Consider the following 13,091-nt stretch of genomic DNA (forward strand, 5'->3'; position numbering starts at 1 on the left):
TCAAACCCTCCATCCATGACTCATTTTTTTCGAAACTCGCTGGATTGCTATCCATTTTTCAATGACCCTTCTTCCTTCGCTCGCTCTTACCACTAACGCTAACTTCGCGTCAGCAATTCCTATATTACCAGTACCCCTACCCACTGTCAAGTTACAGGTTCGTTTCCTTAGTCACTTCTTTGCGTGAATACATTGGGAGGAGTGCTGAAGATCAGATATAGTCGGAAAGCTCCGCTTCAATTTCCGTCAGTGTCTTGTTTTCAAGTATTGAAATTCTCATCGCGATCGGAGGATGTGTGCTCCACAAGGATGCGAAGAAGGAGGTCTTATTGTTTATCCTCCTCTTCAAAGGATCTGATATGAATAGATGAGCGGTCGCCACATTTGCTGTCTGGAGTTTCGCAGAAGTCGTTGCAATCTTTCGGAGAGCTCTCGATAGTCCTGCGGGATTTCTAGTCAATTCGACGGCTCTCGCATCAGCAAAGTATTCTCTTGTTCTCGAGACAGCAAGCAACGAGAGTCTTCCAGTAAAGGAGAAGAGTGCGCCAAGCCCTGCAACTGCCGCAAGAAAAGCGATTATAGGCAGAGCAGAGTTGTCGTTCTTCTTTGAGGAGCGTTTTGACCTTGTAGCCGCTCCAATAGCGCCAAACCGCAGGTAAGTGATCAGTGCCCTAAAGGCAAGCAATTGAACAATCACAACCGCACCAAGAAGCGCAGAGATCAGCGTCATAAGGAGAACGTCCTTATTTAGTATGTGACTAAGTTCGTGGCCGATTACGCCGGAGGTCTCCTCACGATCGAGATTCTTCAAAAGTCCGCTAGTTACGCAAACGACGGAATCATCTTGTCTCCTTCCGGTAGCGAATGCATTGATAACCGAGTCATCATCAATCACAAATACATCCGGAGGTTTCCCCATTCCAGCTGCAATTGAGAGTTCATCTACGATGTTCTTGAGCTGTCGTTCCTCTGGATCGTTCGTTTTGAGAGGGCGCGCTTTTACTGATTTTAAGACGATCTCTTTTCCTGAGGAGAGAGAAATAAGAATCTGTATTAGGGCAACGGAGAGGAAAACAAGAGTGAATATAGGTAGAATACCGAAGATCAAGTCTATTATCATGCCGAATGCAACCATCATGGCAAGAAAGACCATCACGAGAATGATGGTCTTTCTGACATTCTTCCTGCCTTCTTCGTAGAAATCTACTGTAAAAGACATAGCTCTCAGAAGGAAAGATCTACTTTGGGAGCTTCTTTTTCGGCCTCTGTCACTTCAAAGAGAGGAAACAATTCAAATTTGCCCCCAAAGAAGCCAACAATGACGTTATTCGGGAAGATCTCGATCTTTGTATTGAACTTGGTAGCAGAATCATTGTAGAACTGTCTTGCGTAAGAGATCTTGTTCTCGGTAGTGGTCAATTCTTCCATCAGCTGTGATACATTTGTGTTTGCTTTCAGATCAGGGTAGTTTTCGACTACTGCAAGCAGTCTACCGAGCGCGCCGCCAAGTTCTTGTTCTGCCTTGATCTTGTCTCCCACACCTTGAGCTGAAACAGCTTTTGCTCTCGCTTGCATTACTTTTTCCAGAGTTTCCTGTTCAAATTTCATGTAACCTTTCACAGAGCTAACAAGGTTCGGGATTAGATCATGTCTTCTCTTGAGCTGAACATCGATCTGCGACCATGCATTTTCGACCCTCTTTTTTAGGGTGACTAAATTGTTATATACCCCGATGAGCCATAGAGCTAAGACAACAATAATTCCAATTACAACGAAAAGGATGACCATTCAATCACCTCCAACTTATGGTAATTATACAGTATTATCTTTGTCAATCATCGCTGCTAGTGATCCGGTGTTCTGCACAACTCTGTAACTATGTGTAACGGGTATCATATCTTCGGTCGTTTCTCCCGATAGAACAAGGTAGGTGTCAACTCCCGCTCTCAGTCCGCACTCAATATCTGTGTAGAGCCTATCTCCAACCATAACCGTCTCTTCAGGTGAGCAACCGAAGTCTTTCATGACCATATTGAGTATCGTTGGATCCGGCTTTCCGACTATTTGATCAGGTTTACGACCCGTAGATGTCTCGAAGAGGCTAATAAGACTTCCAACATCCGGTACAGGGCCTTCTTCGGTAGGGCAGTTAATATCAGGATGACTTGCAATGTATGGAACACCTCTTCTTATGAAGAGAGCGGCCTTCCTGATCTTTTCGTAAGTAATCTCTGTGTCGTATGTCAGAACGAGAACATCAGGATTACTTTCATCGAGGACTATCCCCTTATCTAAAAACATCTTCCGGACTGAATGCGTTGACAACAGATACACCTTCTTGCCAGGAAAGCAGTTCTTGAGGAGACTTACAGTAGCCTCCCCGGATGTGTAGACCTCGAATAGTCTCCTTTCGATGCCCATTTTCACCAGTTTTCTGATATATTCTTCAGGAGTACGTGATGAATTGTTGGTTAGAAACACGAGTCTTGAATTGTGTCTGTAGATGGCCCTGGCGAAATCCAGACTGCCTGGTAAAAGATGCTCGCCCAGGTAGAACGTTCCATCCATATCTGAAACGAAGAGTCTTTTGTGTTTGAGCATCTCTTCCTCCATTTTTCCAGCTGTTTTCATATGCAGAGTATAATACAAAGGGTGAGATGAAATGAAAAGGAAATTCGAAAGAAAGTACTTCTTTATCATATTCATGATAGTCAGCGGATTTTTTATGTTCATTGCCTTAGGAAATGGCTTCTGGAGGGAATCAGCTCCCTACAAGATCGATTCGGTTGAAATCAACGCCAGACTGAATGATCAGGGGGAGCTTCTCGTAGAAGAGCTTTCAGTTTATACGCTATCTCGCAACAACAGGACAGCGACTAAGAAACTCCATTTATCATATCCCTCGGTTCTCAACTCGTATTCTATTGAGGTTTCCCAGGGAACCGGTGTTGTCAGAGAGATATCGTCATCCCCCGGCGGCTTCGATGCGAGGATCTTTCTTGAACAAGAAGTCACCCAGTTTCTGATGACAACTGAATACAGTTTATCCGGTGTTGTCGAGATAGGAACGGATATCGCCGTGTTGAGCTATAGATTCTGGGAACCAAACTCAGATGCCATGACCAGAGACATCTCTCTTTCCATAGAGTTACCCGAGGCCATAATCTCTAGGATAACAAAGGACGATATCTCTGTCAGGCCCTATAAAGAAGCCAGGGTGGAGATAGAAGGAAACTCCGTGAAGCTTCGAATGAAATCTGTTCTTTCAAATGCATCGGGCGAAATCAAGATCTCGTTTCCAAAAAACATTGCCAGTACTATGCCAAACGCGGTGAGTACAACCGTAAGCAAAAGTTCGATTCGCAAGGAACACGAGATAGCCATGTTCCAGCAGGCTTTTCTTTCGGGTTTGATCGGGTTTCAGATAGCAGTGCCTTTTTTCGTCTTATTCTTCACGTTTATCCTTTTTGGAGTCGAGCCTCAGGTTAAGTCGGAAATTGGTTATAGAATCTACGATGTACCGGGCTATATTCTTAATGCAGTAATAAGGAATCCATTCCAGGAAGTGGATCACAACGGCTTCCTTGCAACGATTCTTGAGATGCACAACAGCGGAGAGATATTTATCGGTGAGAATTCTATATCCGTGAAGGCAACTCATAATGGAATCCCAACGCAGCAGCAATGGGCGCTTCAGGCCATCAAGTCTCTAAAGAGAAATGAAGACGGTTCAATAGAGATTCCTGATGCTGAAAACAACAGCGTTTCGCTCAACGAATTCAGGGAACATTACAGTCTTTGGCAGAAGAATGCGATGCGCAGCGTGAAGTCAGGAAGATTCTATGAGTACCTCGGTTCTACGGTCATGTCGGTTTTTTCGATCTTCTACTTAATCATCTGGTCCATGATACTGAAGTTTGTCTTTGGAAACTGGCAGATTTACCTCTCCTTTCCAGATGAATCTCTCGTGCTGTCAATAGTTCTCTATGCAGACTGGTGCCTGGGATGGCTTCTTCTAGTTGTCCCGAAGAGGATTTTCGCAAGATGGACGCCTTCAGGGAGACTGTTCTATATGGAATGGAAGAAGTCAGAGAAGGATCTTCTTTCAAAGCCCTCGCTTAACAACGATGATTTGTCAAAGCTTGTAGCTATGGGGCATCTGCAGAATCTGATTGCCAACAGACAGAAGGTTAACGAACAACAGCTTTCAGTACTCCGCCAACTGCAGAAACTCGAACTGCTTCTTGATAAAGCGAAATCCTGATAACTTCTCCCGAATGAATACATGTCTCCCTAAATCGAGCAGTTGACAATTGTAGCAGAAATATTCTATAATTTACTTACTAATACCCCTAGGGGGTAAATGGAGGTGTGAATTTCATGAGCGCAAAGGTAGTTGTATATTCTACTCCCACATGTCCCTGGTGCAAGAGAGCAAAGGACTATTTCAGGGCAAACGGAATTGCTTTTAAAGACTATGATGTAAGCAAGGATAAAGCCAAAGCGGAAGAAATGGTCAAGAAGAGTGGGCAGATGGGTGTTCCGGTGATAACAATAGGAAGCCAGGTTATTGTAGGATTTGACAAGGGAAAGATAGACGGCCTTCTGGGTATCCATTAACTGAAGAAGCGATTTCACGGCGGGCATTAGCCCGCTTTGTTTTTTTGTCAACGGGGTGCTATTCTCTCAATATAGAGCAAAAAGCATATATGTACATTGCTGGAGGTGTTGAGTTGAAGAGGTACTTTGTTGCGCCTGGTAGGATTAATATCATTGGAGAGCATACTGATTACAACGAAGGGTTCGTAATGCCAGCCGCGATTGACAAATATGTTCTTCTGTCAATTGAGAAGAATGGTAACGGTCGGATTCACCTGAGCTCCATGGGAAGAAAACCGGTGTCATTCGAAGAAAGTGTTATTGAAAAGACAGGTGACTGGAGCGATTATCTAAAAGGAATAATCTGGATCTTGAAGAATAAGCTTGACGCCAAGTTCGGGGGAATGGATATTGATATTCGCTCCAGCCTTCCTGAAGGAGCAGGTCTCTCGAGCTCTGCCGCTTTAGAGGTTGCCTTGATAGTAGCACTGAACTCGGTTTTTGATCTAAAGCTCAGCGAAACTCAGTTGTACAATTATGCTCAGGAAGCAGAGAACGATTTTGTCGGAGTCAAGTGTGGAATTATGGATCAATTCACGGCGGTAATGGGACGTAGGAACAAGGCGATATTCCTTGATACTCTCAAGATGCAATATGAGTATGTCCCCCTGGAACTGGGCGACTATACGCTTCTTGTGTTCGATTCAAAGGTACATCATTCTCTTTCAAGAGGCGCGTATAATTCAAGAAGAGAGGAAGCACGAAAGGCTCTTGAGATTCTTGGCAGGAGTAGCTATCGCGAAGTTTCAATGGTTGATCTGTTTCCGAACAGAGGAAAAATGGGTGATCTCTATTATAGACGAGCTTTGCATGTTGTTTCAGAGAACATGAGGGTTCTGGAGTCAATGAAGATTCTATCAAACTCGAATTTTGAAAACCTTGGCAGGCTTCTCATACAATCTCATGAATCTCTGGCTCTTGACTATGAGGTTACTTGTGAAGAAACTGACTTCATTGTTGATACGCTTAGAGAGATGAAGGGCGTATCGGGTGCAAGAATGATTGGAGCCGGGTTCGGTGGATCGGTACTCGCCCTTTGTGAGAAAACCGAGGAGAAGAAGATAGTTGAAGTGGTGAAAACGAGATATAAAGAGAAGTTTGCGATAGATATCGATTGTTACGAAGTAAGGCCCTCGGATGGTGCAAGGGAAGTTGAAGCCTCTTTCCCTTTGTGAGAAAGAAAGTCTGACTTAAATGGACTTATCCCAGTTCTGTTGCTTTGAACGGTTTTGCGAAGGAGGATGATATGAACATTAGACTAGGCGTTGTAGGAGCGGGAATCGCCTCAAGGGAACTTCATCTTCCCGCCTTAATGGAGCTGAAAGATCTATTCACAATTACTGCTGTAAACAGCAGAACAAGAAAGAAGGCTGAGGAGTTCGCCGATCTCGTTGGAGGTAAAATCAAAGTCTTCGATTCTTATGAAGAGATTCTTTATTCCGATGATGTCGATGCGATTGTCCTTGCAGTGCCAATTGCCCTCAATCCCGAAATGATCGTAGCTGCGAGAACGGCGGAGAAACCAGTTATTTGTGAGAAACCTATTGCTGCATCGGTGAAAGAAGGACTTTCTCTGTTGAATCTTCCGGGGAATTCACCTGTCTACATCGCAGAGAATTACAGACACATAGAAGTTTACACTAAGGCTTCCGAATTTGTGAGGGAAGGAAGGATCGGCAAACCAATCATATTCAGTTGGCTCAAATGGGTAGATTTCGGACTGGATAACAAGTATGTTCAGACTAAGTGGAGGCAAGCCCCGAAACATGTGGGGGGATTCATTTCTGACGGTGGCGTTCATGACATTGCGGCCTTGCGAAAAATCCTTGGGAATGTGAGAGAAGTTAGCGGATTTTCAGAGAAGAATCTCGATTATCTTGGTGCGGAGAACTCAGTGGTCTTCAATATGACACTGGGAGAAGGAGTGATTGGGAACTACTCGGTTGTATATGGAGCTCCGGCCACTCTTAACAGACTCGAGATCGTTGGAACAGAAGGCCTGTTGCGTGTTGACAAGGATGAAGCGACAATCGAAATCGAGGCTCACGGTCGAGAGAAATTCTACGCAAATAACAGTGATGGATTCGTTGAGGAATTTACTGATTTCTACAGAGTCATTAAAGGTCAGAAGAATTCTCTCGGCTCTATTCGGGAGGCAATCCTTGATCTGGCGACCGTTGAGGCCGGATTGATTTCTGCAAATGAGAAACGAGTAGTGATTGTGGACTCATTGATAGTGGAGAGTTGATGGGAAGATGAGTGGCTTCAATACTAGAGCTATTCATAGTGGCGAAGAGCAAAAAGTTTGCGACGCCGTAACAACTCCTATTTTCCAGACTTCGAACTTCCTGGCAAATGACGACAAGTATCTCAGCGAAACCTCAGAGACCTTATATACAAGGGTCGGAAATCCGTCGATAGGAGTTTTAGAAAGGAAGCTGTCCGATCTTTTCGGAGGAAAAGGCGGAGTGTTCTTTTCATCGGGAATGGGCGCTATCACTACGGTATTTCTCACTTTTCTCAAGTCAGGGATGAACTTGGTGATTTCGAAAAACGTTTACGGAGGGACTCAGAGTCTTATCGCGGAACTACCCGGCATGGGAGTAGAGGTCAGGAGATTTGACCAGTCAAAGTTAGAAGACCTTGAGAATCTTGTCGACCACAATACCGCTATCGTGTATGTTGAGTCAATGGCAAATCCGAACCTGGTCTTATCGGAAATCGAAAACATATCAAAGATAACAAAGAAGAGCGGAGCGCTTTTGATAGTCGACAATACATTTCTGTCTCCCTACAATTTTAGGCCGCTTGAACATGGTGCCGACGTAGATATCCAGAGTCTGTCTAAGTATGTGAATGGCCATTCCGATGTCATTGCGGGCTTTGCCGCCTTCAGCGAAGGCGATTCTGAGAAGCTTGTTAGACAGAAAATGATTAGGTTGGGCACGAATGGAGCTCCATTTGATGCTTTTCTGGTCAGTCGTGGAGTGAAGACTCTTGGTCCCAGAATGGAACTGCATAATAAGAACGGGGAAGAAGTAGCGGTTTTTCTCTCGAAAAGTCCAAAAGTGCGTAGAGTCTCTTATCCTTCTTTGATGAACACTAAACCTAGCTGCTTTGCAGATTGCAAAGGCTTTGGGGGAGTCGTGTATCTTGAGCTGGAGAATCTGGAAAAAGCGAAAAGATTCATAAGAAGCAGCAAGCTCTTTCTAGAAGCAACAAGTCTGGCCGGAGTCGAATCACTTGTCACGATACCTGTTCTCACCAGTCACTCTTCATTTACAGATGAACAGCTTAGTGAAGTGGGTCTATCCAAAGGAGGGGTAAGGCTTTCGGTGGGGATCGAGGATGTTGAAGATCTTCTGGAAGATCTAGGTGCAGCTCTTGAAGCAATCTAGGAGCAACCAAGAAAATGAATGGTTCTGCTTCTTTGTACCTGTTCCGAGAAAGAAAGGAACCCGGCGTCTGAAAGAGCAAGAAAAACCGACAACCAGAATTGGAGTCATAAACGTCTTTCCTCTCAGCATCAGTAGTGAAACCGCGATTCAACTTGTTTTCTTGTTGGCCTATAATAGACAACAAGGTTGTGAGGTGATTTGAAGTGTTGAAGACAAGAATCGCGGGAATAGAGGAGCTGTTCCTTAGCAGCGAGAGAGAGTTCAAGATAGAGAGAGAAAACCTTGTCCTTATCTATGGCTTTTCAAACCTTCCAGACTCATCGGGAGTTTTGCTCAGGGTCTCAATTCGCAACGAAGATCCCTCTCCTAAGAAAGTTGGCAAGATCGATCTAATCGAAATCCAGGATGTTAGTGAGCCCGTTTACTACAACAACTGGCAGTCATGGTTCCCATTCAAGGCTTACTGGGAGCGACCATTAGTGGATTCGTTTGTTCAGTACGCAGATTCTCAAGGAATAAGTCTCTTTGCCGCCTCCCCAATACCTGAGCTCCTTAGGAAAGGGCAAAGACCTAGCGATTACTTCATTGCCACCGACGAGCTCCTTGTAGGTTTTGTCTCGAATCAATTCACTCACCAGTATTTCCTATGAGACGATGAGACCTTGAGCATCATTGGTTCAGTGGATCTCTTCGGTACTGAACTTGCATCGGGCGAGTCAATAGAACTCGAAGAGATGGTTATTCTTGGTAATAAAAGCCTCTGGACTATGCTTGAAAAGTATGCTGATCTCATAAAGCAGAGTAATGAGGTTGAGTTTAATGAGTTTGAAGGGATAGGTTGGTGTAGTTGGTACCATTACTTCACCGACATAACTTTCGATGAGTTGTCGAAGAATGTGAAGCTTCTTGCCGAAATTCGAGATCGCGAGAGAATCGATTACAGACTGGTTCAGCTTGACGATGGTTACGAAAAGGAAATAGGCGACTGGCTGACGACCAACTCCAAATTTCCGGACTTGAAAGAAATCGCTTCTGAAATTAGGGGAAAAGGCTTCAAAGCAGGACTGTGGATAGCCCCGTTTTCTGCTTCCGAATCCTCAAGGCTGTTTAACGAGCACAAAGAATGGTTTGTAAAGAACAGTGATGGCAATCCCAGAGTAGCATACAGAAATTGGAATAAGCAGGTTTTCGCTCTTGACACGACTAATCCAGAAGTTCTACTTCACCTCGAAAGGCTTATAAAGACAATAAGGAGTTATGGCTTTGACTATTTGAAAATAGATTTTCTCTTCGCTGGTGCGATTCCTGGAGGGCGCTTCAACGAATTCTTAACACCGGTTGAGGCGTATAGAAGTGGAATGCAGACAATTAGAGCTGCTGCCGGAGATGATTGCTTCATTCTTGGCTGTGGAGCTCCTCTGCTTCCCTCAGTAGGTTATGTTGATGGTATGAGAATCGGGTCCGATACTGCGCCTGAGTGGAATGGGGAAACGATGGATATAGGAGTTCCGAGCGCAAGGTACAGCTTGAGAAATGCCTACACAAGGTCCTTCATGCACCGCAGGCTGTGGCTGAATGATCCCGATACGATTGTTTTGAGGAACTGCGGACTTACCGAAGAAGAGAAGCGAGTATTTGCATTATCTGTGGGTCTACTTGATGGAATGATGCTTACCAGTGATGACATGTCTCAGGTTGGCCGCGACGGGATTTCTTTGCTCATGGAAGCGATGCAGCTTAGGGGAGGAGAACCCAGGGTCTTCCTTGACGGCATGAACGGAGTCTTCGCAACCTGTACGAGAAATGCACCCGTCTATGACGTCACCTCTTTCGTGAATCTTAACGATACACCTCGGCACTCAATTAAGCTCAAGAAGATGTATCAGGATTGGTCAGGCGTAATTCCTTCCGTTATGGAAGTTGAACTACCTCCCCGAAGCATATGGATAGAAAAGCGAGAAGCACGAGAAGGTTTAGAATGAGCCGCCTGAATCAACTACCGACAATAAACTCGGTTATGGATGAATAGTTGACGGGACTTAGAACTCGATATCAAGAGTTGTCGGCAGAAGCCAGTTCACCGCTCTCGTTCCTAACAAGAATCCAAACTGTTATAGCAGGGATCTCTACTGTGTGCTGATCAATTACCAGTATTCTTCCGGAAAGATACTCAAAGAATTCGCCACTTGTCGAAGGACTGAAGGAGACGCTTTCTCTTGATGGATTAACTACCACAATTACTTCATCCTGATCGTTCCATCTTCTGTAAGAGAGAACGGGGCCACTGGTTGTCATGACTTCATATTCTCCGGTACGAAGAGATTCGTGAGATTCTCTAAGCACTGTTAGCTTCTTGTAGAATTCGTAGATTTCCCAGTTCCATCTCTCTTCGTCCCAGATCATGGGAGCTCTGTTCTCCGGATCCTTTCCCCCCTTCATTCCGATTTCGTCTCCGTAGTAAATTACAGGGCTGCCGATGAAAGTCATCTGAATTGCCACTGCTATCTTCAGAAGATCAACCTGATTGAAGGCAAGGGTAAGAATTCTCTCGGTGTCGTGGCTGTCCAGAATGTTCCAGAGAGAATGCAGAGTCTGAGGCGGATAAGCGTTGAGATACAGATTAGTCATAGCTGCGAACTTTGCAGCAGAGTTTCCCGCTCTGAAAACATACTCCACAACCGCATCCTTAAAGGGGTAGTTCATAACCGAATCAAAAGACTTGCCTCTAAGCAGTGCTCTGGCGTCTCCCCAAAATTCCGCGACAAGCAATTTTTCTTTGTCTAACCCCTTCACAAGTGGTCTGAAGAAATCACTCCAGAAAAGAGGGTCAACTTCCGTTGCAACATCGAGACGCCAGCCACCGATTCCTTCAAGATCGTACTTGCGTACAAGTTGTTCCACGTAAGCCTGCCAGCCTTCGTTGAGGCTGTTTATCTTAGGCATATATGCGTAGCCGTTCCATCCCACATATGTCATTGCCCTATCCTGGATCTTCCTTATTGGAAAGCGTTTGACAAAATACCAGTCCTTGTAGGGGGAAGTCTCCTCTCTTTCACGGAGATCTTTGAAGGCGAAGAAGTCGTAGCCGGTATGATTGAAGACTCCATCCAGAATCAATTTGATGCCAGAATCTTCTGCCAGTGAAATGAGCTCCTCGAAAACATAGTCGTCGCCGAAATTGTCATCTATCTTCAGGTAGTCTTCAGTATCGTACTTGTGACTCGAAGGGCTTTCAAAGATCGGGTTCAGGTATATCGCATTTACTCCCAGCTCAAGAATGTGATCGAAACGATCGATGATCCCTTTGAGGTCTCCTCCGAAAAAGCCATCGCCGCCGAGGTTGGCGAAAACAGGATCAGAATTCCACGGCTGAACTCCAACAGGATCGTTTCTGGGATCTCCATTTGCGAATCTCTCAGGAAAAATCTGATAATAAACGGCTCCCTTTGACCATTCCGGAAGATCAAAATACGTTATGGGAAGCCTATCTTTCTCGAAAATGAATGGAAGACGTAACTCCTGGCACAGTCCGAGAGAATCGAGGACCACTGAGTTGTCTCCATCCTCTATCTCGAAGTAATACTCCAAGTTTTCAACTTTTATCCTGTCTGTACGATAAAAGCTATCTTTGCCGAAGTCGCGTAGATACTCTAGATTGTAGCGAGTCCCATCGACAATGAGGCTGAGCTGATAAGTAGTTCCAATAGGAAGTGAAACGGCAAAGTAGAATTCATTTTCGTTTACCGGGTTGAAGTAATCTCTGTCGCCAACACTGTGTCTGGCAAAGTCTTGCAGGTCTCCAAGGTTTTCTACTCTTAACACTGATAGTTCTGCTCCATCTTTGTACGACTTGTCAGGATTCCTTTGGTCAAGAAAAGTCGCATCTTCTGTGGAATAGTAGTAATGATAGAGACCTGGCTCAATATTAACTTCTGCTGACCACCAATTGTTATCGAGTCGAGACATATTCAGTTCCAGTGAACTCTCAATGATCACTACTGAGGGTGTTGAATCTGCAGTAGTAAGAAAGGATACTCCTCTGGCAATTGTCATTGCCAAGATGAAAACCGTAGTAACGACGCTCTTCATTTTCATCATTTCGACCCCTCCTTGATTTTCCTCTTCGACAGAGCGTTGGCCCCCCATACTCCGAAGAGAATAAGAGCTACTCCAAACATCTGAATTGGTCCGAATCTTTCTCCCCTGAAAATCACGCCGGCGAGAAGAGATACAACTGTTGAAAGGTAGACAAAGACGGTTGAGCGCGATGCTTCAAGCTTGGAAAGCATGAAGTTGATCAGGAAGAATGCTCCGACCGACGATAATGTACCGAGGTAAAGCGCAGCAATGGCGACACCAGGCTGAGCAATTCCGCCGATATAGAACAAAAACTCTCCTCTTGACAAAGACAGTATAACTGCAATTACGGTGAAAGAGATGAAGCCCATCGTCATCATATGATATGTGATCTCCCATGAACTAAACCTGACAGAGGCTTTTCGCGAGAGAATGTTATAGAAGGCTGCCGAGATTGTGCTACCTATCAAAATGATCGGCCCCAGTGGACTGCTTCCTGAGGAAATCCCCTTTCCGGCGGTTATCAAAGTTATGCCAAATAGCGCAGTCACAACTGAGATTATCTGAGGAGCGGCAAGTCTCTCCTTAAGAAATATCCTGGCGAAAATCAGTACGAATATTGGAATTGTCGAAAGGAGTATTCCAGCTTCGGATGAAGTGGACAAAGAGACCCCAACATTTTCTAAGATGAAGTACATGACCGGTTGAACAAGGCTGAGAAGAAGAAGGTCTTTAAAAACTGCTCTGTAGGGTCTGATTCTGACGATACCAAACAATCTAAACAATGAAATAGTCAGAAAGGCAACAGAAAATCTGTACGAAAGAAAGTACATGGGATTTGTATATTCAAGTGCGTTCTTCGTAAATAGAAAGGAAAGACCAAAGATAACTGAAGAACCGATTCCTGCAAAATATGCCAAGAGCCTGTCTCTTTCTATCTCTGCCATAAAGCACCTC

12 protein-coding genes are annotated in these 13,091 nt (G+C 44.7%); 7 read left to right on the forward strand and 5 right to left on the reverse strand.

What is annotated here, in order from left to right; translation table 11 throughout:
- Positions 1 to 211: 211 nt before the first annotated feature.
- From V512_RS13125 to V512_RS13135, 3 genes are read right to left on the reverse strand one after another with little or no spacing between them, the layout of a single operon-like run.
- On the reverse strand, positions 212 to 1,219 hold the full coding sequence (locus V512_RS13125) for a M48 family metallopeptidase (RefSeq protein WP_099830907.1): 1,008 nt from the start codon (positions 1,217 to 1,219) through the stop codon (positions 212 to 214).
- Positions 1,220 to 1,224: 5 nt separating this feature from the next.
- Positions 1,225 to 1,788, reverse strand: a complete 564-nt coding sequence (locus tag V512_RS13130) for a LemA family protein (protein WP_180977912.1) — start codon at positions 1,786 to 1,788, stop codon at positions 1,225 to 1,227.
- 24 nt (positions 1,789 to 1,812) lie between these two features.
- Positions 1,813 to 2,601: an HAD-IIA family hydrolase gene (locus V512_RS13135; RefSeq protein ID WP_099830908.1), complete on the reverse strand. Its 789-nt coding sequence runs from the start codon at positions 2,599 to 2,601 to the stop codon at positions 1,813 to 1,815.
- A gap of 61 nt (positions 2,602 to 2,662) precedes the next feature.
- Between V512_RS13135 and V512_RS13140 the strand changes: the two genes are divergently transcribed.
- The 7 genes from V512_RS13140 to V512_RS13170 all read left to right on the forward strand — a co-directional run bounded on the left by V512_RS13140 (position 2,663) and on the right by V512_RS13170 (position 10,039).
- Positions 2,663 to 4,264 carry a DUF2207 domain-containing protein gene (locus V512_RS13140; RefSeq protein ID WP_099830909.1) on the forward strand — a complete coding sequence of 534 codons (1,602 nt, stop codon included), beginning with the start codon at positions 2,663 to 2,665 and terminating at the stop codon, positions 4,262 to 4,264.
- Between the two features lie 116 nt (positions 4,265 to 4,380).
- Positions 4,381 to 4,620 (forward strand): glutaredoxin family protein, encoded by a 240-nt coding sequence (locus V512_RS13145; RefSeq protein ID WP_099830910.1) that lies wholly within the window; start codon positions 4,381 to 4,383, stop codon positions 4,618 to 4,620.
- A gap of 113 nt (positions 4,621 to 4,733) precedes the next feature.
- Entirely contained in the window at positions 4,734 to 5,834 is a 1,101-nt protein-coding gene (galK, locus tag V512_RS13150; RefSeq protein WP_099830911.1) for a galactokinase, read from the forward strand.
- A gap of 71 nt (positions 5,835 to 5,905) precedes the next feature.
- Complete coding sequence (locus tag V512_RS13155) at positions 5,906 to 6,907, forward strand: Gfo/Idh/MocA family oxidoreductase (RefSeq protein ID WP_099830912.1); 1,002 nt, start codon at positions 5,906 to 5,908, stop codon at positions 6,905 to 6,907.
- 7 nt (positions 6,908 to 6,914) lie between these two features.
- A complete protein-coding gene (locus V512_RS13160; RefSeq protein WP_099830913.1) occupies positions 6,915 to 8,057 on the forward strand; it encodes an aminotransferase class I/II-fold pyridoxal phosphate-dependent enzyme in 1,143 nt (380 codons plus the stop codon).
- A 203-nt stretch (positions 8,058 to 8,260) separates the two neighbouring features.
- Positions 8,261 to 8,707, forward strand: a complete 447-nt coding sequence (locus V512_RS15215; RefSeq protein ID WP_243392443.1) for a hypothetical protein — start codon at positions 8,261 to 8,263, stop codon at positions 8,705 to 8,707.
- Between the two features lie 12 nt (positions 8,708 to 8,719).
- Positions 8,720 to 10,039 (forward strand): glycoside hydrolase family 36 protein, encoded by a 1,320-nt coding sequence (locus V512_RS13170; protein ID WP_243392444.1) that lies wholly within the window; start codon positions 8,720 to 8,722, stop codon positions 10,037 to 10,039.
- 70 nt (positions 10,040 to 10,109) lie between these two features.
- Here V512_RS13170 and V512_RS13175 read toward each other — a convergent pair whose 3' ends face one another.
- Positions 10,110 to 12,155: a glycoside hydrolase family 13 protein gene (locus V512_RS13175; RefSeq protein ID WP_099830915.1), complete on the reverse strand. Its 2,046-nt coding sequence runs from the start codon at positions 12,153 to 12,155 to the stop codon at positions 10,110 to 10,112.
- On the reverse strand, positions 12,152 to 13,081 hold the full coding sequence (locus tag V512_RS13180; protein WP_099830916.1) for a DMT family transporter: 930 nt from the start codon (positions 13,079 to 13,081) through the stop codon (positions 12,152 to 12,154). Before V512_RS13180 ends, V512_RS13175 begins: the two co-directional genes overlap by 4 nt.
- Between the last annotated feature and the right edge of the window lie 10 nt (positions 13,082 to 13,091).

The sequence above is a fragment of the Mesotoga sp. Brook.08.105.5.1 genome, assembly GCF_002752635.1.
Classification (GTDB): domain Bacteria; phylum Thermotogota; class Thermotogae; order Petrotogales; family Kosmotogaceae; genus Mesotoga.

Excerpts from the sequence above, each read along its gene's own strand:
- V512_RS13125 (WP_099830907.1), bottom strand. The coding sequence starts at position 1,219 with ATGTCTTTTACAGTAGATTTCTACGAAGAAGGCAGGAAGAATGTCAGA.
- V512_RS13130 (WP_180977912.1), bottom strand. The coding sequence starts at position 1,788 with ATGGTCATCCTTTTCGTTGTAATTGGAATTATTGTTGTCTTAGCTCTA.
- V512_RS13155 (WP_099830912.1), top strand. The coding sequence starts at position 5,906 with ATGAACATTAGACTAGGCGTTGTAGGAGCGGGAATCGCCTCAAGGGAA.
- V512_RS13135 (WP_099830908.1), bottom strand. The coding sequence starts at position 2,601 with ATGCTCAAACACAAAAGACTCTTCGTTTCAGATATGGATGGAACGTTC.
- V512_RS13160 (WP_099830913.1), top strand. The coding sequence starts at position 6,915 with ATGAGTGGCTTCAATACTAGAGCTATTCATAGTGGCGAAGAGCAAAAA.
- V512_RS13145 (WP_099830910.1), top strand. The coding sequence starts at position 4,381 with ATGAGCGCAAAGGTAGTTGTATATTCTACTCCCACATGTCCCTGGTGC.
- V512_RS13140 (WP_099830909.1), top strand. The coding sequence starts at position 2,663 with ATGAAAAGGAAATTCGAAAGAAAGTACTTCTTTATCATATTCATGATA.
- V512_RS13175 (WP_099830915.1), bottom strand. The coding sequence starts at position 12,155 with ATGATGAAAATGAAGAGCGTCGTTACTACGGTTTTCATCTTGGCAATG.
- V512_RS13180 (WP_099830916.1), bottom strand. The coding sequence starts at position 13,081 with ATGGCAGAGATAGAAAGAGACAGGCTCTTGGCATATTTTGCAGGAATC.